General features: G+C 68.2%; 20 protein-coding genes. 13 read left to right on the top strand and 7 right to left on the bottom strand.

Annotation, left to right across the window (positions count from 1 at the left end):
- Positions 1-134: 134 nt before the first annotated feature.
- Both ACFU7D_RS17000 and ACFU7D_RS16995 read right to left on the bottom strand, forming a co-directional pair.
- Positions 135-1,217, bottom strand: coding sequence for an inositol-3-phosphate synthase (locus ACFU7D_RS17000; RefSeq protein WP_378869071.1), 1,083 nt, complete (start codon positions 1,215-1,217; stop codon positions 135-137).
- Positions 1,218-1,259: 42 nt separating this feature from the next.
- Positions 1,260-1,913, bottom strand: coding sequence for a PadR family transcriptional regulator (locus tag ACFU7D_RS16995; protein WP_378869068.1), 654 nt, complete (start codon positions 1,911-1,913; stop codon positions 1,260-1,262).
- Positions 1,914-2,461: 548 nt separating this feature from the next.
- On the opposite strand from ACFU7D_RS16995, the gene ACFU7D_RS16990 reads away from it, so the two are divergent.
- Both ACFU7D_RS16990 and ACFU7D_RS16985 read left to right on the top strand, forming a co-directional pair.
- Positions 2,462-5,002, top strand: a complete 2,541-nt coding sequence (locus ACFU7D_RS16990) for a transglycosylase domain-containing protein (protein WP_378869065.1) — start codon at positions 2,462-2,464, stop codon at positions 5,000-5,002.
- Positions 5,003-5,029: 27 nt separating this feature from the next.
- Positions 5,030-6,451, top strand: coding sequence for a glycosyltransferase family 87 protein (locus ACFU7D_RS16985; RefSeq protein WP_378869062.1), 1,422 nt, complete (start codon positions 5,030-5,032; stop codon positions 6,449-6,451).
- Here the strand turns inward: ACFU7D_RS16985 and ACFU7D_RS16980 are convergent.
- Positions 6,409-7,461, bottom strand: coding sequence for an alanine racemase (locus ACFU7D_RS16980; RefSeq protein WP_378869059.1), 1,053 nt, complete (start codon positions 7,459-7,461; stop codon positions 6,409-6,411). The genes ACFU7D_RS16985 and ACFU7D_RS16980 overlap by 43 nt on opposite strands.
- Positions 7,462-7,468: 7 nt before the next feature.
- The gene (locus tag ACFU7D_RS16975) at positions 7,469-8,632 is read right to left on the bottom strand and encodes a lipid II:glycine glycyltransferase FemX (RefSeq protein WP_378869057.1); all 1,164 of its coding nucleotides are present in this window, start codon (positions 8,630-8,632) and stop codon (positions 7,469-7,471) included.
- 291 nt (positions 8,633-8,923) lie between these two features.
- Here ACFU7D_RS16975 and ACFU7D_RS16970 point away from each other — a divergent pair, with 291 nt between their 5' ends.
- From ACFU7D_RS16970 to ACFU7D_RS16955, 4 genes are all read left to right on the top strand, one after another.
- A complete protein-coding gene (locus ACFU7D_RS16970; RefSeq protein WP_378869054.1) occupies positions 8,924-9,523 on the top strand; it encodes an RNA polymerase sigma factor in 600 nt (199 codons plus the stop codon).
- On the top strand, positions 9,523-10,038 hold the full coding sequence (locus ACFU7D_RS16965) for a hypothetical protein (RefSeq protein WP_378728106.1): 516 nt from the start codon (positions 9,523-9,525) through the stop codon (positions 10,036-10,038). Before ACFU7D_RS16970 ends, ACFU7D_RS16965 begins: the two co-directional genes overlap by 1 nt.
- Before the next feature lie 13 nt (positions 10,039-10,051).
- Positions 10,052-11,611, top strand: coding sequence for a S8/S53 family peptidase (locus ACFU7D_RS16960; RefSeq protein WP_378869051.1), 1,560 nt, complete (start codon positions 10,052-10,054; stop codon positions 11,609-11,611).
- 66 nt (positions 11,612-11,677) lie between these two features.
- Positions 11,678-14,056, top strand: a complete 2,379-nt coding sequence (locus ACFU7D_RS16955) for a CHAT domain-containing protein (protein WP_378869048.1) — start codon at positions 11,678-11,680, stop codon at positions 14,054-14,056.
- Positions 14,057-14,278: 222 nt separating this feature from the next.
- Here ACFU7D_RS16955 and ACFU7D_RS16950 read toward each other — a convergent pair whose 3' ends face one another.
- The 3 genes from ACFU7D_RS16950 to ACFU7D_RS16940 form a co-directional block, all read right to left on the bottom strand.
- Entirely contained in the window at positions 14,279-14,899 is a 621-nt protein-coding gene (locus tag ACFU7D_RS16950) for a DUF5317 family protein (RefSeq protein ID WP_378869045.1), read from the bottom strand.
- A 398-nt stretch (positions 14,900-15,297) separates the two neighbouring features.
- Complete coding sequence (locus ACFU7D_RS16945) at positions 15,298-17,337, bottom strand: acyltransferase family protein (RefSeq protein WP_378869042.1); 2,040 nt, start codon at positions 17,335-17,337, stop codon at positions 15,298-15,300.
- A 203-nt stretch (positions 17,338-17,540) separates the two neighbouring features.
- Positions 17,541-18,335 (bottom strand): deoxyribonuclease IV, encoded by a 795-nt coding sequence (locus tag ACFU7D_RS16940; protein WP_378869039.1) that lies wholly within the window; start codon positions 18,333-18,335, stop codon positions 17,541-17,543.
- A 72-nt stretch (positions 18,336-18,407) separates the two neighbouring features.
- Here ACFU7D_RS16940 and ACFU7D_RS16935 point away from each other — a divergent pair, with 72 nt between their 5' ends.
- The 7 genes from ACFU7D_RS16935 to rplI all read left to right on the top strand — a co-directional run bounded on the left by ACFU7D_RS16935 (position 18,408) and on the right by rplI (position 24,076).
- Positions 18,408-18,728: a metal-sensitive transcriptional regulator gene (locus ACFU7D_RS16935; protein WP_378869037.1), complete on the top strand. Its 321-nt coding sequence runs from the start codon at positions 18,408-18,410 to the stop codon at positions 18,726-18,728.
- Between the two features lie 34 nt (positions 18,729-18,762).
- Entirely contained in the window at positions 18,763-18,966 is a 204-nt protein-coding gene (locus ACFU7D_RS16930; protein ID WP_378869034.1) for a heavy-metal-associated domain-containing protein, read from the top strand.
- Between the two features lie 5 nt (positions 18,967-18,971).
- Positions 18,972-22,202, top strand: coding sequence for a heavy metal translocating P-type ATPase (locus tag ACFU7D_RS16925; protein ID WP_378869031.1), 3,231 nt, complete (start codon positions 18,972-18,974; stop codon positions 22,200-22,202).
- A gap of 104 nt (positions 22,203-22,306) precedes the next feature.
- Positions 22,307-22,594, top strand: a complete 288-nt coding sequence (rpsF, locus tag ACFU7D_RS16920) for a 30S ribosomal protein S6 (protein ID WP_091044123.1) — start codon at positions 22,307-22,309, stop codon at positions 22,592-22,594.
- A gap of 107 nt (positions 22,595-22,701) precedes the next feature.
- Positions 22,702-23,304, top strand: a complete 603-nt coding sequence (locus ACFU7D_RS16915) for a single-stranded DNA-binding protein (RefSeq protein WP_378728097.1) — start codon at positions 22,702-22,704, stop codon at positions 23,302-23,304.
- Positions 23,305-23,375: 71 nt separating this feature from the next.
- Complete coding sequence (rpsR, locus tag ACFU7D_RS16910; protein WP_008355445.1) at positions 23,376-23,612, top strand: 30S ribosomal protein S18; 237 nt, start codon at positions 23,376-23,378, stop codon at positions 23,610-23,612.
- An 11-nt stretch (positions 23,613-23,623) separates the two neighbouring features.
- The gene (gene rplI, locus ACFU7D_RS16905) at positions 23,624-24,076 is read left to right on the top strand and encodes a 50S ribosomal protein L9 (RefSeq protein ID WP_141801967.1); all 453 of its coding nucleotides are present in this window, start codon (positions 23,624-23,626) and stop codon (positions 24,074-24,076) included.
- The last annotated feature ends 36 nt before the right edge of the window (positions 24,077-24,112 follow it).

Genomic DNA, 24,112 nt, shown 5'->3' with positions numbered 1-24,112 from the left:
GGCGATGATCGCCGCGCGGGCCCGCAACACCCCCGCCACCCGCTACCCACCCACCAAACCCCCCCAGCCGCCGCGCCATAACGCGCCGACTCGGCGGGATTTGGGGTCAGGATGCGTCGACTCGGCGAGGGGTGCTACTCGCCGCGGATGAACGCCTCCAGCTGAACGCGACCCTCGGTGTCCTCGATCTGAACCGGCGGGCTCTTCATCAGGTAGGCCGAGGCCGGGATGATCGGGCCGCCGATGCCGCGGTCCTTGGCGATCTTGGCGGCGCGGACGGCGTCGATGATGATGCCGGCGGAGTTGGGGGAGTCCCAGACCTCGAGCTTGTACTCCAGGTTGAGCGGGACGTCACCGAACGCGCGACCCTCGAGCCGGACGTACGCCCACTTGCGGTCGTCGAGCCACTGCACATAGTCCGAAGGACCGATGTGCACGTTGCGGTCGTCGATCTTGTCGGCCAGCTCGCCCTTGAGGTTGGAGGTGACCGCCTGGGTCTTGGAGACCTTCTTGGACTCCAGGCGCTCGCGCTCGAGCATGTTCTTGAAGTCCATGTTGCCGCCGACGTTGAGCTGGTACGTACGGTCCAGCGCGACGCCGCGGTCCTCGAACAGCTTGGCCATGACGCGGTGGGTGATGGTGGCACCGACCTGCGACTTGATGTCGTCACCGACGATCGGGACGCCGGCGTCCTCGAACTTCTTGGCCCACTCCGGGTCGGAGGCGATGAAGACCGGCAGCGCGTTGACGAAGGCGACCCCCGCGTCGATCGCGCACTGCGCGTAGAACTTGTCCGCCTCCTCCGAGCCGACGGGAAGGTAGGAGACGAGGACGTCGACCTCCTTCTCGCGCAGGATCGAGACGACATCGACGGGGTCGAGGCCGGACTCGGAGATGGTCTGCTTGTAGTACTTGCCCAGACCGTCGAGCGTGGGGCCACGCTGCACCTCGACACCCTTGAACGGGACGTCGGCGATCTTGATGGTGTTGTTCTCGGAGGCGTTGATCGCCTCGGAGAGGTCCTTGCCGACCTTCTTGTCGTCGACGTCGAAGGCGGCGACGAACTCGACGTCAGAGACGTGGTAGTCGCCGAACTTGACGTGCATGAGGCCCGGGACGCTGCCCGCCGGGTCGGCGTCCCTGTAGTACTCCACACCCTGGACCAGGGAGCTGGCGCAGTTGCCGACTCCCGCGATTGCTACACGAACCGAACCCATCGGGGCTCCTTCCAATACTCCTGGCCGTCACCGGCCAGGAGGTCATTTCTCGTTCTCTTGGCTGCTCTGCGCTGTGCGCGAGACGTCCGCTTCGTCGCGTACGCCATCGTCATCCCCCAGATCCCCCCGACCCGCTGCCTGCTCGTCGTTCGCAGGCCTGGGGTTCCGTTCGGCGTCGATCAGAGAGGAGAGCCATCGGACCTCCCGCTCGACCGACTCGACGCCGTGACGCTGAAGCTCGCGGGCGTAGGAGTCGACCTCTTTCTGGGTCATGGCAAGCTCGCGTTGCACCCGGTCGAGCCGCTCCTGGAGCCGGCTGCGACGTCCTTCGAGGACGCGAAGCCTGATCTCCATGTCGGTGCGACCGAAGAACGCGAACCTGATGTCGAAGTTGTCGTCCTCCCAGGCCATCGGACCGACCTCGGACATGAGCTGGGTGAACTCACGCTCTCCGGCAGGCGTCAGCTGGTAGACGATCCGCGGCCGCCGGGTCACCGGCGTGACGGACTTCGCCTCCTCCTCGATGAGGTGCTTGCGCAGCATCTTCTTCAGAGCCGGGTAGAGAGAGCCGTACGACAGCACTCGCCCCCAGCCCAGCATCAGGTTGAGCCGCTTGCGCAGCTCGTAGCCATGCATAGGCGACTCGTGCAGCAGCCCAAGGACTGCCAACTCGATCGTCTCTGCGCGACGTGCCATACGACCTATCGTACCGATATATCCGCCAAGGCAAATAGAGACCTAAGTCTTGTCTGAATACGCCTGACGAGACCAGTTCGATGCAACCGTCACCGAACTGTTGACGTCGGGTGACTCGACGCGCGCTGGGCGTGGATGCGGGAGCGCTAGCGTCGATTGCGTACGCTGATGGCTGCCGTTCGACTACCCGAGGATCCACCCGGGGAAGGTCAGGCAAGCGTCGCGCGTCAGGTTGATGGGATTCCCTCGGGGGGATTCAGCGACGTCGGGGGATTGTCAGTGTCAGCCCGTCCGGTCACGTGCCGGGCAGTCACAGGAGCAGTGCTACACCCGTGAGCGACCCATCCGGCGGCTTTTCTCAAAGGCCCAGCCCCCGCAGCGCCAGTCCCCGTAGACCCGATCTCGGCGGACAGCAAGGACGACCCCAGGGCGGACCGCGCCCACCGCAGGGTGGTCAGGCCGGGCGTCCACCTGCTCCGCGGCGCCCGCAGGGTGCTCCCCAGGGCCCGTCCTCAGGCGGTCGCCCCCAGCCCCGCGGCCAGCGGCCGATGCCTCCGGGCGGTCCTCGCCCTGGCCAGCGACAGCCCTACCCGCCGGGACCCCGTCGTCCCGGTGAGCCCCCGGTCGACCGTCTGGGTCAGCGGCCCGCGCGTCCCGAGCGGGGCGGAGGCGGTCGTGGGCCGCGTGACCCTGACTCCGTAGCCGGCGCGCCGAACGGCCGCTTCGGTGACGAGGAGTTCGACAAGAAGGCCCTGGCGCTCAAGGTCGGCAAGATCGCGGCGATCGTCGCCCTGGTGATGGCGCTGATCGGCAGCGGCGCGGTGATCATCTCCTACAACATGATCTCCGTCCCCAGCGCCAACGCGGCGTTCGAGGCCGAGTCGAGCTTCGTCTACTACGCCGGCGGCAAGAAGGAGGTCGGCCGCTTCCAGGCGGGCGACCAGAACCGCGACGCGCTGAGCGTCGACGAGATGCCCGCGCTGGTCAAGGACGCTGCCGTGGCAGCCGAGGACCGCAGCTTCTACAAGAACAACGGCATCGACCTCAAGGGCATCGCGCGCACGCTCTTCTCCAACGCCACCACCGGCAGCCAGGGCGGCGCCTCGACGATCACCCAGCAGTACGTCAAGAACCTCTACCTGACCCAGGAGCGCACCTACTCGCGCAAGGTCAAGGAAGCCGTGATCTCGCTCAAGATCACCCGGCAGAGGTCGAAGGACGAGATCCTCACCGGCTACCTCAACACCGTCTACTTCGGCCGCGGCGCCTACGGCGTCCAAGCCGCTTCCAAGACCTACTTCCGCAAGTCGGCCAAGGACCTCAACATCAAGGAAGCCGCGGCGCTGACCGCGATCCTCAACAACCCCAACGGCTTCGACCCGGAGAAGGAAGGCAAGGACTCCGGCGGCACCGAGCTGCTCGGCCGCTACCAGTACGTCCTGGGTGGCATGGCCGACCTCAAGGCCGAGGGCGACGCGCTCAGCGACTTCGACGAGGCCACCGTCGAGAAGGCCAAGGAGGCGCTGCCCAAGTTCCCCAAGCCGCTCGCCGACAGCCGCCTCGGTGGCCAGAAGGGTCACGCACTGACGCTGGTGAAGAACGAGCTGAAGTCCCTCAAGGACGACAACGGCAACCCCCTCTTCACCGAGGAGGACATCGACAGCAAGGGCCTGAAGGTCACCACCACGCTCAGTGCGAAGGCGATGAAGGCAGCGCAGGAGGCGGTCACGGAGGTGCGCCCCAGCGACAAGAAGGCGGTCAGCGCCAAGCACCCGGAGAACGAGCTGCACGTGGGCGCCGCGACGGTCGACGTGAAGACCGGCGCGCTCAAGGGCTTCTACGGTGGCCAGGACTACCTCGACTCCCAGATCAACTGGGCGGCCTCGGGCGGCATGGCCGGTTCGACGATGAAGCCGTTCACCATGGCGGCTGCGCTCGAGGCGGGCTACTCGCTCAAGGACACCTGGACCGGCGAGGGTGGTTGGGAGATCCCGGGCACCGACCGCGTGGTCCGCAACTCGGGTCAGAGCGACGCGGACCCGACCGGTCACGGCTACGGCGAGCACATCACCGGTATCAAGGCGATGGAGGAGTCGGTCAACACCTCGTTCGTGCAGATGTCGGCCGCCCTGCCCAACGGCAGCGAGGACGTCTACGACATGTCCGTCAAGGCCGGTCTGCCGCCGGACGAGCAGCACATCGAGGGCGCGCCGGCCGACTACCGCTCGATCCCGGCGTACTCGATCGACTTCGACCCCAACAACTATCTGCTGACGCTGGGTCGCCAGGCGATCAGCCCGATCAACATGGCCAACGCCTACGCGACCATCGCCAACGGCGGCATGCGGAACACCGTGCACCTCGTCTCGAAGGTGGTCGACGCCAAGGGCGAGGTCGTCTACGAGTGGAACCAGCGTGACGGTGAGGAGCGGGCGATGACCGAGGACACCGCCGACGACACCTCGTACGCCCTGCAGCAGGTCGTGAAGAACGGCACCGGCAAGACGGTCAGCGGGATCAACCAGCCGGCCGCCGGCAAGACCGGCACCGCGACCAACGCTGACGACGACGTCTCCTCGGCATGGTTCGCCGGCTACACGCCGCAGCTCGCCACGGCGGTCATGTACGTCCGTGGCAAGGGCTCCGGCAAGCTCGACGGCTGGCTCGACTCCTACTTCGGTGCCGGCTACCCCGCGTCGACATGGGCCGAGATCATGGGCACGCTCACCGACGACCTCGACATCGAGGAGTTCCCGGAGCCCGCTTGGAAGGATGGCGAGGCGCCGCAGGACGGTCACGAGCCGTCGCTGACCAACACCCCGGACCCGACTCCGACCCCGTCGGAGGACTGCTCCAAGAAGGACGAGCGCAAGGGTCTCTGCATCCCGATCGAGGAGCCGGAGGAGAGCCAGAGTCCCACGGACGGCGCGACCGAGGGTGACCCGGACCCGTCGGCGACCCCCGACGAGCCCGAGGCGACCGATCCGACGGTGACCGAGACCGCGTGCGACTGGTTCGGCGATTGCGAGTCGTCCTCGCCACCGGCGGATGGCAATAATGGGGGCGGCAATGGCGCCAACACCGAATAGGGCACTTACTTCGTGACAGATGGTCCAGTGACCGCCCCCGCGGCGGAGGATCCGGTCGTTCGGACCGCCTCCACCGCGGTGGGCGGTCCTCTCGGGGGACTCGCACACGGCCGACGGCGCTGGTTCAGCGCGGTCGGCCTGCTGCTGCTGCTGACCTCGCTCACGTTCGCGATCGGGATGGTCTCCAAGCAGACCTGCTACAACGCCACCTGGACCAACGGCGACACCCGATACACCCACTTCTGCTACTCCGACCTGCCCTATCTCTACGTCGACCGCGGCCTGGCCGAGCAGGAGTGGCCGTACTCGTCCGATCCTGAGGTCCGGGCGCGCTATCAGCAGGTGATGGAGTATCCGGTAGGCATCTCCTACTACGCCTGGGCGACGTCCCACGTCACCGACTGGCTGACCGACACTCCCGACGAGGACGAGCGCCATCTCGTCGAGACCTCGAGCTTCTGGGGTCTGCCCGGCATGCACCACGAGATCCGGGTCTTCATCGTCGTCAACGTGATCGGCTTCGCGGTCGCGGCGCTGCTCTCCGCCTGGTTCCTGGCACGTACGCACCGCCGACGGCCCTGGGACGCCGCCGCGTTCGCGCTCGCCCCGGTGCTGGCGGCGACCGGAATCATCAACTGGGACATGCTGGCCGTGGTCTTCGTGGCCGGGGCGCTGTGGGCATGGTCGCGGGATCGGCCGCTGCTGACCGGCATCCTCATCGGACTCGGCTGCGCGACCAAGCTCTACCCGCTCTTCCTGCTCGGTGGACTCGTGGTGATCTGCATCCGGCGCCGCCGCTACTACGACCTGGCGGTCGCCGCCCTGGCCACGGTCCTCGCCTGGGTGCTCGCCAATCTGCCCGCGATGGCCACAGGCCTGGAGGAGTGGGAGGTCTTCTGGAGCTTCAACTCCGAGCGCGGCCCCGACCTCGGCTCGCTGTGGCTCGTCTTCCAGCAGGCCAGCGACGCGGCGATCTCGGCGCAGACGGTCAACCTCGTCTCCTGGGCCTTCTTCATCGCCTGGTGCAGCGGCGTACTCATCATCGGGCTGACGGCTCGCGAGACGCCGCGGCTGGCGCAGCTGGGCTTCCTGATCGTCGCCGGGTTTCTCCTGGTCAACAAGGTCTATTCACCGCAGTACGTCCTGTGGCTGCTGCCGCTGGCCGTCCTCGCCGTGCCGCGCTGGCGTGACCAGCTCATCTGGCAGGCCGGTGAGCTCTTCTACTTCGTCGCGGTCTGGTGGTATCTGGCCGACATCCTGGCCGGCAGCGGTGGCGACCAGCCGGTCTACTGGTTCGCGATCCTCGCCCGGGTCGCCGCCGAGATCTATCTGATCGCGGTCGTGGTCCGGGAGATCTACGAGCCGTGGCGCGATCCGGTCCGGTGGACCGAGGCTCGCGCGGAGGCTCAGGAATCCAGGATGATCTCGTCGAACGAGGTCGCGGTGTAGCGCACCCGCACCTCGAGCTCCTCGCCGACCTCGGGCACGCGCGCGCCCGAGGGGAGCATGAGCATCGACTCCTGCATGTGCGGCGGCTCGGCGAACCAGAGCGCCTTGCCGTCGAGCGTGTAGGGCGAGCGCGACTGCCCCATGGCGTCGAGTCCGCCGCGGGCGACCGCGAGGGCACGGGAGCGCAGATGGGTGTCGCCCAGCGGCGCCTCGAGGCCGATCCCGTGGGCGGTGCCGCCGGAGGCGACCACCAGATGACCCGCGCGCATCGCGGTGCGGCCGCGGTAGCCGTAGGAGTATCCCCGCTCGAGCGGATGCACGTCCTCGACGGTCGCGGTCACGGTGAGCGCGCCGCGGTCACCGAGCCACAGCGCGGTGCCGACGCGGGGCCGGAAGGTGATGTCGCCGTAGGCCGCGCGCAGCTGGGCCAGCTCGTTGGCGCTCAGGTGAGATACCCACACCGTCTTCGCCTCGGCGCCGACGACGGCGTCCATCTGGGCACGAACCTCGGCCAGCGAGCCGCCGTCGAGGCCGAAGTGCATCGTGATGCCCTCGAAGCGCGCGTGCTCACGGGCGACGGCGGCAGTCGGCCACAGGTCACTCGGAGTCATTCCGTGGCGCCGCATCGAGGTGACCAGCTCGAGGATCACCCGCGCGCCGGGCTGGCGCTCCAGCAGCAGCGGCAGATCCTCGGGGCGGCTGATCGTGTGGATGATCCGGTCGGCGATCTCCGGGTTGATCTCGGGCGAGTAGGGCCGCCACGGGGTGAGGACGTAGATCGAGCCGCTGAACCGGGTCGCGACCTCCCACACCTCGTTGTAGGTGCCCACCGCGAGCGTGTCGACGCCCGTGCCGAGGCTGTTGAGCCACTCGGTCTGGTGGGCGAGCTTGCGCAGGGTGAGGCCGTAGCCGTTGCCCTTCGCCACCGGGACCAGGCCAGGAGTCGCCTCGGCGAAGGTCTGGACGTGCTTGCGCCAGCGATCGGCGTCAACGGTCAGTTTCAGCGGCATACGGAGATCAGCGCCTCTTCATGTAGACATCGAAGGCCGTGTAGATCGGCTTGTTCAGCGGCAGGTCCCACTCCCCGGCGTACTCCACCGCCTGGCCACCGGTGCCGACCTTGAACTGGATCAGCCCCACGTGGGAGTCGTCGGTGGAGAGCGTCGGGGTGATGCCGCGCAGGTCGTAGGTGGTCGCGCCGGCGGCCATGGCGTCCTGGATCATCGCCCACTGGAGGGCGTTGGAGCCACGTACGTCTCGCTTCTCGGTCGAGGAGGCGCCGTAGGAGTACCAGGCGTGCTGGCCGACGCGGACCATGATGGTCGCGGCGACGAGGTCTCCCTCGTGTCGGGCCAGGAAGAGCTTGATGCGCTCCGGATCCTCGGTCGACATCGCCCAGAACATGGTGCTGAAGTAGCTGCGCTGCCGGGGCGTGAAGTGGTCGCGCTCGGCGGTGTGGACGTAGAGATCGTGGAAGGCGCTCAGGTCACCTTCGAAGTCGCCGTCCGCCGGGTTGACGGGGGTGGCGACGGTCACCTCGACGCCCATCTTGGCGGCCTTCTTGATGTTGCGGCGCCAGAGCTGGTTCATCCCCTTGAGGACCTCGTCCTCGGTCTTCGGGGTGCCGTCCTCGTGGGCCAGCGGGATGACGAAGTTGTACTGCGGCTGTCCCGCGCCGAAGCCGTCCTCGGGGGACTGCAGCCTCCAGCCCGCCGCCCGCAGCTGGCTGACCACCCGTGCGCCGGTCGCGTCGCGGTGGGACGGGGTCAGCTGGTTGAGCCGCTGGACGGTGTCGTCGGCGATGCCGTCCTTGACCTGGTTGGCGTTCCAGGTCGCCGTGGTGACCGGCGGTCCGATGCGGATGCCGAAGGCGCCGTTCTTCTTCAGGTACGCCGCCAGTGGCTCCAGCCACGGAGCCAGATCACCCGACCAGTCGATGCTCGGGCCCTCCGGCAGGTAGGCGAGGGTGAACCGCTCCAGCTTCGGGACCGGCCGGTGCAGCACGAGCGCGGCCCCGACGATGGAACCGCCCTGGAGGCTGTCGAACCATCCGACCGACTCCGAGCGCCACTCGGTCTTGACCCGGGCCCACGACGGGGTCTGGAGGAAGCTCACGCTGGGTTGCTTCTCGATGAAGGCGAGATGCTCCGCAGCGGTGATGGGGCGCACGGTGAGACTCACCCGCAGAAGGCTACCCGCTCCGGCGGTAGGGCCGAATCCCGGTGGTCGCGCTTGCCGTGAGCACCGTCCGCGGGCCTCTCAGCGCCCCAATGTGGGGACAATCGCCCCGCTCCCTAGTGAGTCCGGGGCGCTGAGCCGCTATTGTCGGCGACCAGATGTATCACGGCTTGGGGCCTCGGCCTCCTTGTGGCCGTGACAGCAACTATGACCACCACGGTGACGCGCCCGCGCGTCATCTGGCCCCGCAGCGGCACGGCGCCGATCCGGAGGCCGCCGGTCGAGGAGGGGACTGTGACACGGGTGCGACGCGGGGTCGGGCATGCCGACGCACCCGCGACCGTATGGTCCCGGGCCACGGCCGACTTCGACCGGTGGCTCAGCGGCGACTCCGCCGCCCTCGACGAGCTGGTCGCGACGATGACTCCCATCTTGTGGCAGGTCGCGCGCTCCTACCGGCTCACCCAGGAGCAGGCCGAGGACGTCGTCCAGAACACCTGGCTCAGCTTCGTACGCAAGCACTCCTCGATCCTCGACACCGCAGCCGTCGGTGCCTGGCTCACCCTGACCACGCGCCGCGAGGCCTGGCGGGTCGCGAAGCGATCCGGGCGTGACGTACCCGTGGAGGACGAGGCGCTCGAGTCCCGCGTCCCGACGCAGCGCTCCGCGGAGTCGCTGGTCGTCGAAGGCGACCGCAACTCGCTCATCTGGGCGGCTGTGGAATCGCTCCCGGAGAGGTGCCGGCGGCTGCTGCGCGTGGTCGCCTTCTCCGACCGGCCCGACTACGCCAGCCTGGCCGAAGAGCTCGAGATGCCCATCGGCAGCATCGGCCCCACCCGCGGCCGCTGTCTCGGGAAGCTGCGGGATGCACTTGAGAACGAGGGGGTGTCGTGATGGGTCGCTCGGAGGAGCCCACTCGCGAGGAGCTGTTGGGTCTGGTTCGACAGGCCTATGTGTCCGGCGATCCGGTGCCCGGCGGCCTGATCTCCCGGATGCAGGCGGCCGCCGCCGGCGCCGCCGAGGAGTCCGGACTCGGGCTCGACCTGGAGCTGATGCTCCTGGTGGAGTCGTCGTCCCTGGATGCGGAGGCAGCCGGAGTCCGCTCCGCCGCTCCGGCCTCTGCCCGCTCTGCTTATACGTTGCGGTTCGCCCAGTCCGGTGTCGATGTCCTGGTACGCGTCGCCTCCGACACCGACACCACCGCCCGCCTCGACGGCTGGGTCGTCCCCGGTTCACCCATGACCGTCCGCGCCATCCGCGCCGACGAAGTCCGTACGCCGATCGTCGCCGTCACCCTCGGCGCCTCGGGCCGCTTCGAGCTGACCTCGCTGCCCGCCGGCCTCATCCGGCTCCGCTTCGAGCCCGCCGACGGCTCCTCCGCCTTCCTGACCCCCACGTTCGAGATCTGATCCAGGAGTAACAGTGCATTCCAAGCGTGAGCCACGGTTGTCGGTGGCGTACGGATCCACCGAAGCGCGCGTGCTGGACCCGACCAACGCGGTGGCGGTCGAGGGTGTCTCGGCGCGTTCCACCATCTACTCCTCGGCCGTCCTGCTCGTGTCCAAGTCGGTTGACTTCGAGGACACCTTCAAACGGATCGAGAAGGCCGCCAAGGGTCTCGGCTGGCGAGCGATCGCCGAAGACGAGCCCGATTGTGCAGTCGGGCTACGGTTCGGCGTACGTCGCGTTCGGCTCGGTGTGCGGCCTGGCAAGGCAGCCCAAGCGCCTGACGCGTGGACTGTTCTGCAGTACCTGCGCTCCGAGGGGGCTGAGAATGTTCAGGGTGTGAGTTTGGAGCACGTGCTTGTGCCCGCGCCGATTGTGGATCCAAGGCCGCATAACCAGCCGCATCCGCACAACCAGCCGCATCCGCACAACCAGCCGCACCCGCACAACCAGCCGCACCCGCACAACCAGCCGCACCCCTATGACCAGTCGTTCGCCGACGGCTATGACCCGCTCGGAACCGGTGGCCGTAGCCCGGTCGCTTACGTCGGTGCGCGCCCGCGGCGCTGTACAAGCTCCGAGCTGGACGGTCGCGAGAGGCCCGTCGTGGCCGTGCTCGACACAGGTTGCGGGCCACACCCCTGGCTCGACTTTGTCGAGCGGGATGCTCGACTTGACGGTCATCCCATCGGGTGGCCGCAGTCGGTGCCGGATTCGGAGGTCGACGGTGACCAAGTTGGTGCTCTCGACGGCCTAATCGATCCGCTTGCCGGACATGGAACGTTTATCTCCGGGCTTGTCCATCAGACATGTCCCGACGCGGAGATCCTGTCGTGGCGGATCGTTCCCCCTGAAGGATCGATCGCGGAGACTGACTGGATCACCGCACTGGCGCAGATCGCGGAGTTGGTCGACCTCTATCGGAAGGGCGACCCGCGTGGCCGACGCATCGACGTCCTCAACCTGTCGATGGGCTACTACCACGAGACGCCGTCAGATCCGTACTTCGATCCGACACTTTACGAGGTGCTCGCAGACCTGTTGCGTAACGGAACGGTTGTCGTCTGTGCTGCGGGTAACGACGCCACCAATCGACCAGTCTTCCCGGCCGCTTTCGCGCCATGGTCCGACGGGGCAGGCCCCATCACGCCAGAGCCCGGTGTACTCCCGATCGTCTCGGTGGGTGCGCTCAACCCGAGTGGACGGTCTGACGCACTCTTCAGCAATGCTGGCCCATGGGTTCGGGCATATGAGATCGGTGCCGGCGTCGTCAGTACCTTCCCGCCGACATTCGACGGTGGCTACCAGTCAGCGGTCGAGACCGAGTTCGAAGGACGCGACCGCGCATCCCTCGATATCGACGATTTCACCGGTGGATTCGGAACGTGGAGCGGCACCTCCTTCGCAGCGCCATTGCTAGCCGGCAGGATTGCCCAGAGGCTGTTCGAGGCCGGTCCGGCGTCGGACGCCATCGAAGCAACGAAACGTGCTTGGACGGTTCTTGAGGAATTGACCACGCTGCGATCGGGACATTGAGGTGCGATGAGCGGAGCGGATCGGCTACATCGGGCCGGGGTGGCTGCGGCCACCGCAGGCAACCTGATGGACGCCGAGCGCCTGCTTCGCGAGGCGCTCGACCGGGCAAGTGAAGACGGAGACCTGGCTTTGCAGGCGCGGGCCGAGGCGACCCTCGCGTATATCGCCGCCGACCGGTCCACCATCGATCATGCATTGGACCTGTGTCATCGGGCCCTGCGGTTCGGCGGGCTCGACGATCAAACGCGCGGCATGCTTGCCGGTCAGCAGGCCACACTATTGAGGCGCGCTGGTCGGGTCGTGGAGGCGTTGGCCAGTTTCAGCGAGGCCATTGAACTCCTTGCTGGATCACCAGCCGATCTTGCCAGGGCGCATCTCAACCGTGGAACGGTTCACCTGGATCGGCACGACCTCATCGCGGCAGTCTTGGACTTCTCGGCCGCCGCCGACGGTCATAGAGCAGCTGGCGACGAGTTGTCTGCCGCTCAGGCTGATCACAATCGCGCATACGCAATGTTCCTCTCCGGTGACCTCGTCGGCGCATTGGCACTGATGGAGTCGTCGTACGACCTCCAGGCAGCAGCCGGGCCGCTCATGAAGGCCGTGTGTGACGCCGATCGGGCGGAAGTGCTGATGGCGGCTGGCCTGACGCGGCAGGGCGGGGAGATGCTGCGGCAGGCGGCGGAGGCGTACGGATCGAAGGGGCAGCGGCAGCGCCAGGGGGAGGCCGAGCTGGTGTTGGCGTCACACCTGGTGGCGACCGACCCAACGGAGGCGGAGCGGGTCGCGCGTTCGGCGCTGGGCTGGTTCGAGGAGGCGCGGGCGCCGGGGCTGGCGCTGCGGGCGCGGGCGGTGGCATTCGAAGCGGCGGTGACGGCAGGCGTCGATCCGAGCGAGGACGGCGAGGCGCTGGCGGCCCCACTCGAGGAGCAAGGACTGAGCTGGCCGGCGCTCCGGGTGCGATTGCAGGCCCGGCTGGCGCGCATTCGTTCGGCGGAGAATGCCGGCCTACCGGCGAGACCGGCGAGCGGCAGGGTCATCGGCCCGGTCCCGCTCGAGGCGCCCATCGATGTCCGTCTGCTAGAGCGAGAGCTCCGTGCCGAGCTGGCCGTGGCCGCCGGTCGGACCGTTTCCGGGCTCCGCGAGCTGCGTGCCGGCATTGACGACTTCCATCTGTGGCAGAGCTCGTTCGGCAGCCTTGACCTGCAGACCAACGTTGCCGGCCACGGCCGCACCCTGGCCAGGCGCGGCCTGGAGCTGGCCGTCGAGTCGGGCGAGACCGATGTGCTCTTCGAGTGGTCGGAGCGTTCGCGGATGCTGGCCTCGCGGGTCCAGCCGGTGCGGCCACCGTCGGATCCGCAGCTCGCCGCCGATCTGGCCGAGCTCCGGGGCGAGGTGACGCCCGAGCGTGAGGCCGAGCTGCGTGAGCAGATCCGGCAGCGGGCCTGGAGGGTCAAGGGATCCGGCCAGGTCTCGGAGCCGATCTACCTTCCTGACCTGCACGAACGCATCGGCCGGCACGCGCTCGTCGCCTACGTCGTGGCGGCCGGTCGCCTGGTCGCGCTCGTCGCCACCGACGACGCCGCCACCCGGATCGACCTCGGTGACCAGGCCGCGCTCGGGCCGCTCCTCGGCGGGCTGCTGCCGGATCTCGACGTCGCCGCGACCGATCTCCCTGGGCCGCTCGGCGTCGCCGTTCGTAGCGACCTGACCGTCCGGCTCAAGCAACTGGCCGACCTGCTCGTCGCCCCGGTTCTCGAGCAGATCGGTGACCGGCCGGTCGTCCTGACTCCGTCAGCAGTGATGGCGGCGGTGCCCTGGACACTGCTGACCGGGTTGACCGGGCGCCCGGTGACGGTCGCCCAGAGCGCCACCGCCTGGCTGAGCCGCGCCGGCACCCCGCTGCGCACTGCGGCCGCAGGGTTCGTTGCTGGCCCGCGCGTCATGCGCGCCGCGGACGAGGTGGCGAAGAGCGCCACCGCCTGGTCCGGCGCTCACACGCTCACCGGCACCGACGCCACCGCGACGGCGGTGTCCGCGCTGGCGGCCGAGGTCGACGTACTCCATCTGGCCGCGCACGGCCACCACTCCGCCGACAACCCGCTCTTCTCCGGCCTCGAGCTCGCCGACGGCACCTGGTACGGCTACGACATCGACGGCCTCGCCGCCGTCCCGGACGTCGTCCTCCTCTCCGCCTGTGAGGTCGGACGATCGACGATCCGGTGGGGCGAGGAGCTGATCGGGCTCGTCGGCGCCTGGCTGCACGCCGGCGCTCGCGCCGTGATCGCGTCTCCTGCCGTGGTGGCGGACGAGGCTGCGTACGAGGTGTTCAGCCGCCTCCACGGCGCCCTCGCGAAGGGCCTGGCCCCTGCCGAAGCCCTCGCTGAGTCTCTACCTGCCGCAACCGCTGACGCTCCGCCAGCGCCGTTTGTTTGCTTCTCGTAAGTCGTCGGACCATCAGTTGGTGCCGCATCGGCGGACGACGAAACTCTCGGCCGCGCCCGCCGATGCTCTGCTCTAGTCGGGCTGGTTGTGCGGCGCCGCGAGAGCGTAGATCGCCAGTGCAGTCGGTACGACTGTTGCTCCGGCGAGGTACACGCGTGCCTTGAGGTCGTCGAACTTCATCAGTTCCTCCTCTCGTGGGGTAGAGATGGGATCGGTGTGGGACTACACCGACGGCTGCGTAGATCCGTCGCCAGTTCTGACCGGTTCTGAGGCTGCATCTGCCCAGGGCAGAGAGCAGGAGGCGATCAACAGGACAAGGCCGGAGATGAGAAACAGGTCGCCGACGCTCAGGACCTTCATCAGAACGGGGACCGGGATCAGGTCCGCGAGTGGGGTCCAGAACGGCGACACGTCCACGAGGCGGATGTAGCCGGGGGCATCAGTTACTAGTTCCGCCTCGGTGTACCCAGCAGCGCGTGCGCCGGGAATGCTGTACGGCATTGCCCCCAGAACCGCGATCGGGATGGCATTCGAAATGGTTCCAAGCGGGATCAGTGACAACGCCCAGCGCCCCGTCCTTCGACTCCAGAGCGACCGGTTCAGCCAGGAAAACGTTAACGCCACGATGATGACGAAGATTGCGTAAACCCGACGTTCGGTGGTCTCCGGGACTTGCTCAGGCCACCACCCCTCGACATGCACGAATTGGAGTGCTGCGGCGATGGCGATCAGCCACGTGCCTCGGATTCGTCTGAGCGACAGCGCGACATTCGGACGGGCGACGATGATGAGGCCGATGACCGCGGGCAGCACCATCAGCGTGAGCATTCCTGGGCCGGGCATGCGAAGGAGCGTAATGGCGCCCTGCCGCACCAGGCGGGCGAACGAGGCAACTTGTCCTGAGCAAGCCGGCGGGGAATTCTCGAGGCCCGTGTATCAGGCGGTCCGCCGCGTACTCCTTGGGGCTGTCCGGCTCGAGATTCGGGGGAATTCGGTTCGGACGCTGGTGCCGCCGCCTTGGGGGAGGCGGCGGTTTCGGGGCCGCAGCGCGGGTTGGGCACGAGGGGGATGCCCAACCCGCGTACGGCTTGAGCCCGACAGGCTCGACCACGTTGTCGGGTCGTCCGAGACCTGGGCCGAGCGGGGCGGTGAGGGGATGACTGCCCCGCTCGGCAACTTTCGATTCTTCCGCTCTGCCGGTGCCACGGCAATGGTTCGCCGCCGCAGAACTGAAATGTGTTCTAGGCGGAACGGTCCAGTCGGCCAAGGCGCTTGCCGAGCGCGGGGGTGACTCGGTCGACCCAGGTCGCGGTGATGTGGGAGTCGTCGTAGTAGGTGACGACGTCGCCGACGACGAGCGGGCAGCGCTCGGTGCAGACCAGGTCGACGATGTCGACGTACGCGGCCTCGGTCCCGTCGAGCGCCTCCTGGGTCACCTCGTTGGAGTCGACCTCGGTGCCCTCGGCGTTCACGACGCAGTCCTGGAGGAGGTTGCGGGCGTCGGAGAGGCACTCGCCGGGGTCATCGTCGACGGAGGGGACGTCGGCGAAGACGCGTACGTCAGGGGTGACCTTCTCGAAGGCACCGACGCCGTGGCGTACGCCCTCTCGCCACTGCTCCTCGGTCGAGACGCCGTCGCGCTCCTCCATGTCGAGCATGCCGCGGGCGCCGACGACGATCGTGTCCGGGTCGAGATCGGTGATCTGCTCGTTGGTCCACTTCCGGAAGTCCTCGCACTCCGCGACGGTCATCTTCGAGGACTTCTGCTTCACCCCGTAGGCGGCGCAGCCGAGCTTCACGAACGGGACCAGCTTCACGTGCTGGCGCTCGGCGAGGGTGTCGAGGGCAGGCAGCCACATCCCGATGTGGGAGTCGCCGACGACGGCCACGGTGCGGTCGGCCTTGCCGTCGCCGTAGACGCAGTCGCCGTCGAGCTTCGTCTCGCCGTAGCCCGCGTAGCAGTAGCCGCCGCGCTCGGCCCACGAGTCGGAGGCGTCGAACTTGGCCTCCGGCGGCAGCGGGGCACCGTCCTCGGCGGCCTTGACCGTCGTCTTCAGGACGCCGGTGACCGGCTTGTCGTCGGTGTCGAGGACGTCGGGGTTCTCCTGGAACCACTCCTCCGCGTTGGCCTTGGCGACGTCGACCTGATAGCCGGCGTACGCCTGGGAGCTCGTGCCTGCGACCAGCGCGAGGGCAGCGGCGGCAGGCCAGAGGGCCAGCGCGCGGCGGCCCTTGGTGAGGTGCGGGATCTTGTGGCGCTGGAACGGCATCTCGATCCAGTGGTAGCTCGCCGCGGAGGCGGCCAGGATGAGCGCCAGCATGATCAGCAGCTGGCGTACGCCGCCACCGGGGATCGCCTCGGGGGCGAGGATCAGGATCGGCCAGTGCCACAGGTAGAGGCTGAACGAGATGTCACCGAGGTAGCGCAGCGGCTGCTTCGAGAGCAGCCAACCGGTCGGGGTGGCCGGGCCGGCGGCCAGGAGCGCGACCGTGGCGAGCACCGGCACCAGGGCGTGCCAGCCCGGGAAGTGGGTCGCCTCGCTGAAGCTCACGGTGGCGTAGACGAGGGTGCCGACGCCGGCGATGCCCAGGGCTGTCGCGTACGGCTTCTTGATGCTTGCCAGTCGGCCCGCGACGCAGGCGAGTAGGGCGCCCGCGGCGAGCTCGAAGGCGCGGGCCGGGGTGGAGAAGTAGGCCGTGGTCGGGTCGACGCTGGTGGCGTGCAGCGACCAGGCGAAGCTGACCACCGCCACGAGAGCGGCGAGCGCGGTGATCGCGCGGCGGCGGTGGTGCTTCGGGATCCAGAGCGCGACGGCGAGGACCAGCAGCGGCCAGACGACGTAGAACTGCTCCTCGACCGAGAGCGACCAGTAGTGCTGGAACGGCGAGGGCGCGGCGGTGTTGAAGTAGTCGACGGCTTCCTTGGCGAAGTGCACGTTGGCCAGGAAGACCGCTGCCCAGCCCGCGTCGCCGGCGATCTGGTCGGTGCGGGTCTGGGGTAGGACGATCGCGCTGTAGGTGAGCACGACCAGCATCGTCGCGGTCGCCGCCGGCAGGATCCGGCGGGCGCGGCGGGCGTAGAACTGACTGATGCTGACCGTGCCGCTGCGGTCGGTCTCACGCAGCAGCAGGGTGGTGATCAGGAAACCGGAGAGGACGAAGAAGACGTCGACTCCGACGAATCCCCCCTCGAACCCTGAGAGCCCCGCGTGTCCTGCGATCACCAGACCGACAGCGACGGCACGGAGACCCTGAACATCGGCGCGCCAGTTCGAACTCATTCGGAGGACGATATGTCAATGGCCCGGTTGGGTCATAGCCGACAGTCCCGCTGGACGGGCCGATTCTCAGTCGAATCTTCACCTCTGGCGAGCGAAACCGCAGTTCTTGCGAACGAATCTTCGGTTATGGCGGATCAATGCGCGATTTCGTCCGTCATGACTCATGACTCGGCTGGCAGAACTGAAGATTTGGTGAGAATCGGTCAGAGTCGGTCGCGGAGCCAGGCGAAGTCGCTCGTGTGCTCCTCGGCGCCACCGGGGGTCTCGCAGATCACCGGGGCGCCGGCGTCGCGAACCACACCGGCGAGGAGATCGGGATCGATGCGGCCGGCGCCGAAGTTGGCGTGGCGGTCGGCGCCGGAGTCGAACTCGTCGCGCGAGTCGTTGCAGTGGACCAGGTCGATCCGGCCGGTGATCTTGCGGACGTCCTCGACGACCGTCTCGAGCGGGTTGCCGCCGGCGTGGGCGTGGCAGGTGTCGAGGCAGAAGCCGACGTTCTCTGCGCCTTCGGCGGTGGAGATGGCCTCCCAGACGCCCGCGATCCGGTCGAGGTAGCGGGCCATCGCGTTGTCGCCGCCGGCGGTGTTCTCGATCAGGAGCGGGACCTTGATGTCGGTCGCCTCGATCGCCTTGCGCCAGTTGTCGAAGCCCTTCGCAGGGTCGTCGTCCTTGTTGACGTGACCGCCGTGGACGATCAGGCCCTTGGCGCCGACCTCGGCCGCGGTGTCCATGTGCTGCTGGAGGAGCTTGCGGCTCGGGATCCGGATCCGGTTGTTCGTCGTGGCGACGTTGATGATGTAGGGCGCGTGGACGTAGAGATCGATCCCGGCCTCCACCGCGCGGGCCTTGAGCGCCGCCGCGCCGTCTGCGTACGTCACCACCGGGCCCTTGTAGGACTGGGGATCGCCCAGGAAGAACTGCACCAGGCCCGCGCCGCGCGCGGCCGCCTCGGCGACGGGGTCGGTCTGGTCTACGTGGGCACCGATCGCAACAGCCATGGGGCCAGTCTAGGACGCGGCACCGACATCCATCGGCTTGACTTCATACCTTACGGGGGTATGGTAGATCGCATGGACGAGCACACTGGGCCCGAAGGCCACGCGGATCACGGATACCTCCACAACAAGAACAAGGAGGCCTATCTCAAGCGCCTCAAGCGCATCGAAGGTCAGGTGCGCGGACTGCAGCGGATGGTCGAGGACGAGGCCTACTGCATCGACATCCTCACCCAGGTCTCCGCCTCGACCAAGGCGCTCCAGGCGGTCGCTCTCGGACTGCTCGACGAGCACCTCGGTCACTGCGTCGCCGGCGCGGTCCAGAACGGTGGTGCCGAGGCCGACGAGAAGCTCGCCGAGGCCTCTGCTGCCATCGCTCGCCTCGTCAAGTCCTGATTGTCAACAATCCAACAACCCTAGAGAGACTTCCATGAGCACCCAGAACTTCACCGTTGTCGGCATGACCTGCGGCCACTGCGTCTCCTCCGTCACCGAGGAGGTCAACGAGATCGCCGGCGTGAGCAACGTCGACGTCGACCTGGCCTCCGGCAACGTCACCGTCACCGCCGCTGAGCCGATCTCCGACGACGCCATCCGCGCCGCCGTCGAAGAGGCCGGCTACTCGCTGGCCTGATCACGATGACCCCCACCGCCGCGAACCCGACCGAGCAACAGCTCGAGATCGAGGGCATGACCTGCGCGAGCTGCGTGCGCCGTGTCACCAAGGCCATCAGCCGTGTCGAGGGTGTCGAGGACGCAAACGTCAACCTCGCCACCGAGACCGCCCTCGTGCACTTCGACCCCGCCCGCACCGACCTCGCCGAGATCAGCGCCGCCATCGAGAAGGCGGGCTATCAGGCCGTCCTGAGATCGTCGACTGTCGACAATCCACAGGAGCCTGAGGTAGCGGACGACCGGGACGTACGCCGCGAGACCGAGCTCGTCCAGCTCAAGCGGCGGTGGGTCACGGCCTTGGCGGTGGGGCTCGGCCTGATGGCCTTGATGTACGTCCCGCTTCCCGTCGACGCCATGGAGCCGGTGATGTCGATCGTGCTCGTGGTCGCCGCGGTCACCCAGTGGTGGGCGGGCCGCGACATCTACGTCGCGGCGGTCCGAGGCATGCGCCACGGGTCGGTCGATATGAACACCCTGGTCACGCTCGGCACCGGCATCGCCTTCGCCTACAGCGCCTTCGTGACCCTGTGGATGGGCCAGGCCGAGGCGTGGGGCCTGCCGCTCCACCTCTACTTCGAGACCGCCCTGGTCATCGTCGCGCTGGTGCTGATGGGCCGCTGGCTGGAGGCACGGGCCAAGTCGCGTACGGCCGACGCGGTCAAGGCCCTCGTCGGCCTGATGCCGGAGACGGCCACGGTCGTCCGCAACGGTCGCGATGTCACCGTCCCGGTGGCGAACCTGCAGGTCAACGACCGGATCCGCGTACGTGCCGGGGAGAAGATCCCGGTCGATGGCCGGATCGTCGCGGGGGCGTCGTACGTCGACGAGTCCATGCTCACCGGTGAGAGCGACCCGGTCCGGAAGGCCGAGGGCGACATCGTCATCGGCGCCACGATCAACCAGACCGGCTCGTTCGAGATCGAGGCGACCGCCGTCGGCTCCGAGACGACGCTGGCGCAGATCATCGCCATGGTCGAGTCGGCCCAGGGGTCCGGCACCAAGCTGCAGCGTCTGGCCGACCGGGTCTCCGAGGTGTTCGTGCCGGCCGTCCTCGTCGTGGCCGCGCTGACCTTCGTCGGCTGGCTGGTCCTCGGCCCCGACGCCGAGCGCCTCACCAGCGCTGTCACCGCCGCGATCGCGGTCCTCATCATCGCTTGCCCCTGCGCCCTCGGACTGGCCACGCCGGCCGCCGTCATGGTCGGCGCCGGCCGCGCGGCCGAGCTCGGCGTACTCGTCGGCTCCGGCGAGACCCTGGAGCGCGCCCGCTCCGTCACCGCCATCGTCTTCGACAAGACCGGCACGATCACCCACGGCAAGCCGGAGGTCTCCGAGATCGTCCCGCCCCCTGGCTGGACGCAGGGCGCGCTGGTCGAGATCGCCGCCGCCGCCGAGACCGGCAGCGACCACCCCCTCGCCTCCGCCCTTCGGGCCCACGCCGAGGCGTCAGGTCCGTCGCGCGAGGCGTCACTCCGGTCGGCCGAAGCGTCACTTGGTGCCATCTCGGCCGACGTACGTGACGCCTCGGCCGGCGCGCCTGACGTCTCGGCATTCGAGGCTCACCCCGGGCGCGGGATCAGCGCGAGGGTGGACGGGCGACGGGTCGTCGTCGGGAACGCGGCGATGCTGGCAGAGGAAGGGATCGACGCGACGGACAACGGCGCGGTGCTGGTCGCGGTCGACGGCGCGTACGCCGGCAGCATCCGTGTCGAGGACCAGGTCCGCGACGAGGCCAAGGAGACGGTGCGTCTGCTCGAGGATTCGGGCGTCGAGGTGCACATCCTCAGCGGCGACGCGGCCGCGACGGTGGCGAAGGTGGCCGACGAGGTCGGCGTACGCCACGCGGCCGGCGGTCTGCTGCCCGAGCAGAAGCTCGCCCGGATCCAGCAGCTCCAGGACGAGGGCAAGGTCGTCGCGATGGTCGGTGACGGGATCAACGACGCTCCGGCGCTGGCCCAGGCCGACGTCGGGATCGCGATCGGCACTGGCACCGACGTCGCCCTGGCAGCCTCCGACATCACCCTGGTCGGCGGTGACCTCCGCGGCGTGGTGACCGCGCTGGCGCTCTCCCGGCGCACCGTCGCGACGATCAAGCAGGGCCTGTTCTGGGCGTTCGCCTACAACGTGCTCCTCATCCCGGTCGCCGCGCTCGCCCTCCTCGACCCCGTCCTTGCCGGCGCGGCGATGGCGATGAGCTCGGTCAGCGTGGTCACCAACGCCCTGCGCCTGCGCGGCTTCCGCCGACCCGAGACGCCTGAGGCGTACGCCGGTCGGGGTTTCGTCACTCGCGTCCGCGACGGTGGATATCTCCTGGTCACGGCCGTGATCGCGATCTCGATCGGGGCCGGGCTGACCTACCTGTCGCGCACCGAGCCTGCGCAGCGCGGGATGAACGGCATCCTGGAGTGGGCGCAGGGGATGAGCCCGATGCGGCCGTCGATGACGGAGATGCATGAGGTCGACATCGCCCCCGTCGCCTCCGCCGAGTCGGGCATCGACGTCGCGATCACGCGGCGCGAGGGTGGGCTACGGTTCCTCGTCACGGACGCCACGACCGGCGACCCGGTGACCGACCTCGGTCGCACCCACCAGGCCTGGATGCACGTCATCGTGACCAGCCAGGACCTCTCCTGGTTCCGCCACCTCCACGCCGAGCCGACCGGCCGACCGGGCGAGCTCGAGACCGACGTGACCTTCCCCGCCGGAGGCACCTACCGCGTCGACACCGAGTTCCGACGCCGGGCCGCCATGGCCGACGTGCTCGATCGGCAGCAGCTCACCGTCGAGGGTACGCAGCCCCCTGCCGTCCCGCTGGAGGCGAGCCCGAGATCGTCGACTGTCGACAATCTCACCGTCACCCTCGACGGCACGCCGGTCGCCGACGAGCAGAGCGACCTGCACTTCCGGTTCGAGGACAGCACCGGGAAGATTGTCGACGATCTACAGCCCTACCTCGGCGCTGCCGGCCACGTCGTGGTCATGAGCGCGGACGGCGAGACGTTCGTGCACGGCCACGCCGAAGGTGCCGAGCTGGCGGTCCCCGGGGCGATCTTCGGGCCCGAGCTCGGGCTGCACCTGGACGTACCGAAGGCTGGTCTCTACCGCCTCTGGGCCCAGTTCCGACTCGGCGACGGCGAGGTGATCACGGTGCCGTTCACGGTCGAGGCCGTGGATTCGGCCACGGGTTCCGCTGGTTGATACGCTGACGCGTCCCTCTCCACAGATTGGAGAAGGGACATCGCATCAGCCCTCCTGCCATGGAGAGACCATGGCCGCCGAGTCCGTAGGAGGTGGAGAACGCTATGCGCGCCTATGAAGTAATGGTGATCCTCGAGCCCAGCCTCGATGAGCGCACCGTCGCCCCGACCCTTGACAAGTTCCTGAAGGTCGTCACCACTGATGGTGGCACCGTCGAGAACGTTGACGTCTGGGGACGCCGTCGTCTGGCCTATGAGGTCAACAAGAACGCCGAGGGCATCTACGCCGTCGTCAACCTGACCGCCGAGCCGAAGACTGTTCTGGAGCTCGACCGCCAGCTTGGCCTCAACGAGCAGATCCTGCGTACGAAGGTCATCCGTCCGTCCAAGTGACGCGGATGTCATCGTCGGAAATGTCGGCGGTGCGTCCTATGTTTGGTCGCACTAGGAATAACTCCTGAACCGACACCGACACCCAGATCAGACTCAAGGGAGATCTCATGGCAGGCGACACCGTCATCACCGTGATCGGCAACCTCACCGACGACCCGGAGCTTCGCTTCACGCCGTCGGGTGCAGCGGTTGCCAACTTCACGATTGCTTCGACGCCCAGCACCTTCAACCGCCAGACCAACGGGTGGGAGGACGGGGAAACCCTCTTCCTGCGCTGCTCGATCTGGCGCCAGGCTGCTGAGAACGTCGCCGAGTCCCTGCAGCGCGGCATGCGTGTCGTCGCTCAGGGTCGCCTGAAGTCGAGGTCCTACGAGACGCGTGAGGGCGAGAAGCGCACTGTCTTCGAGCTCGAGTGCGACGAGATCGGTCCTTCGCTCCGCTACGCGACCGCCAAGGTCACCAAGGCCAGCCGTCAGTCCGGCGGCCAGGGTGGCGGTGGCGGTTACAACCAGGGTGGCGGCGGCGGTGGCTACAACCAGGGTGGCGGCTACGGCGGCCCCCAGGGCGGTGGCCAGCAGCAGGCTCCGGCCGGTGGCAACGACCCGTGGGCCTCGCCGGCTCCGCAGCAGCCCGCCAACGCGGGCGGCGGCGCGCCGGCCAACGACCCGTGGGCAGCCCCGGGCGTGGGCAACGACGAGCCCCCCTTCTGATCAACAGATCCATATTCCGAATCCCTCAACCATTCCGGCGCTCGCCGGGCTTCTAGAAAGGAAGCACCACAATGGCCAAGGCAGTGATTCGCAAGCCTAAGAAGAAGGTTTGCCAGTTCTGCAAGGAGAAGGCGACCGGCGTCGACTACAAGGACGCCACCCTGCTCCGTAAGTTCATCTCCGACCGTGGCAAGATCCGCGCCCGTCGCGTGACCGGCAACTGCGTCCAGCACCAGCGCGACGTGGCCATCGCCGTCAAGAACGCGCGCGAGGTTGCTCTGCTGCCCTACACCTCCACCGGTCGCTGAGGAGGATCGACATGGCTACCAAGATCATCCTTCAGCAGGAGGTCACCGGGCTGGGTTCCGCCGGTGACGTCGTCGAGGTCAAGGACGGCTACGCCCGCAACTACCTGATCCCGCGTGGCGACGCCATCCGGTGGAGCCGCGGCGCCGAGTCGCAGGCCGACTCCATCAAGGCTGCGCGCTCGGCTCGCTCCGTGCGCGACGAGGCTCACGCCGCCGAGATCAAGGGCAAGCTCGAGGCCAACACGGTCAACGTGAAGGTTCGCTCCGGCAAGGACGGCCGCCTCTACGGTGCCGTCACCGCCGCCGACATCGCCGCCGCGGTCTCCGAGACCACCGGCGAGTCGATCGACAAGCGCACCATCGCGCTGGGCAACCCGATCAAGGCGCTCGGTGCTCACGAGGTCTCCGTCAAGCTCCACGACGAGGTGTCCGCCAAGCTGGCCCTCAACGTGGTCCCCGCTTGATCTAGGGATTCACACAGGCCCGCCTCCTCCGGGAGG

It is taken from the genome of Nocardioides sp. NPDC057577, assembly GCF_042801335.1.
Lineage (GTDB): Bacteria > Actinomycetota > Actinomycetes > Propionibacteriales > Nocardioidaceae > Nocardioides.
Note: the sequence above shows the minus strand (reverse complement) of the source record. Positions and strands in the feature narration are given on the sequence as shown.

Excerpts from the sequence above, each read along its gene's own strand:
- rpsF (WP_091044123.1), top strand. The coding sequence starts at position 22,307 with ATGCGCGCCTATGAAGTAATGGTGATCCTCGAGCCCAGCCTCGATGAG.
- ACFU7D_RS16965 (WP_378728106.1), top strand. The coding sequence starts at position 9,523 with ATGGGTCGCTCGGAGGAGCCCACTCGCGAGGAGCTGTTGGGTCTGGTT.
- ACFU7D_RS16925 (WP_378869031.1), top strand. The coding sequence starts at position 18,972 with ATGACCCCCACCGCCGCGAACCCGACCGAGCAACAGCTCGAGATCGAG.
- rplI (WP_141801967.1), top strand. The coding sequence starts at position 23,624 with ATGGCTACCAAGATCATCCTTCAGCAGGAGGTCACCGGGCTGGGTTCC.
- ACFU7D_RS16995 (WP_378869068.1), bottom strand. The coding sequence starts at position 1,913 with ATGGCACGTCGCGCAGAGACGATCGAGTTGGCAGTCCTTGGGCTGCTG.
- ACFU7D_RS16950 (WP_378869045.1), bottom strand. The coding sequence starts at position 14,899 with ATGCCCGGCCCAGGAATGCTCACGCTGATGGTGCTGCCCGCGGTCATC.
- ACFU7D_RS16930 (WP_378869034.1), top strand. The coding sequence starts at position 18,763 with ATGAGCACCCAGAACTTCACCGTTGTCGGCATGACCTGCGGCCACTGC.
- ACFU7D_RS16945 (WP_378869042.1), bottom strand. The coding sequence starts at position 17,337 with ATGAGTTCGAACTGGCGCGCCGATGTTCAGGGTCTCCGTGCCGTCGCT.
- ACFU7D_RS16940 (WP_378869039.1), bottom strand. The coding sequence starts at position 18,335 with ATGGCTGTTGCGATCGGTGCCCACGTAGACCAGACCGACCCCGTCGCC.
- ACFU7D_RS16935 (WP_378869037.1), top strand. The coding sequence starts at position 18,408 with ATGGACGAGCACACTGGGCCCGAAGGCCACGCGGATCACGGATACCTC.
- ACFU7D_RS16980 (WP_378869059.1), bottom strand. The coding sequence starts at position 7,461 with ATGCCGCTGAAACTGACCGTTGACGCCGATCGCTGGCGCAAGCACGTC.
- ACFU7D_RS17000 (WP_378869071.1), bottom strand. The coding sequence starts at position 1,217 with ATGGGTTCGGTTCGTGTAGCAATCGCGGGAGTCGGCAACTGCGCCAGC.
- ACFU7D_RS16990 (WP_378869065.1), top strand. The coding sequence starts at position 2,462 with ATGCCTCCGGGCGGTCCTCGCCCTGGCCAGCGACAGCCCTACCCGCCG.
- ACFU7D_RS16955 (WP_378869048.1), top strand. The coding sequence starts at position 11,678 with ATGGACGCCGAGCGCCTGCTTCGCGAGGCGCTCGACCGGGCAAGTGAA.
- ACFU7D_RS16915 (WP_378728097.1), top strand. The coding sequence starts at position 22,702 with ATGGCAGGCGACACCGTCATCACCGTGATCGGCAACCTCACCGACGAC.
- rpsR (WP_008355445.1), top strand. The coding sequence starts at position 23,376 with ATGGCCAAGGCAGTGATTCGCAAGCCTAAGAAGAAGGTTTGCCAGTTC.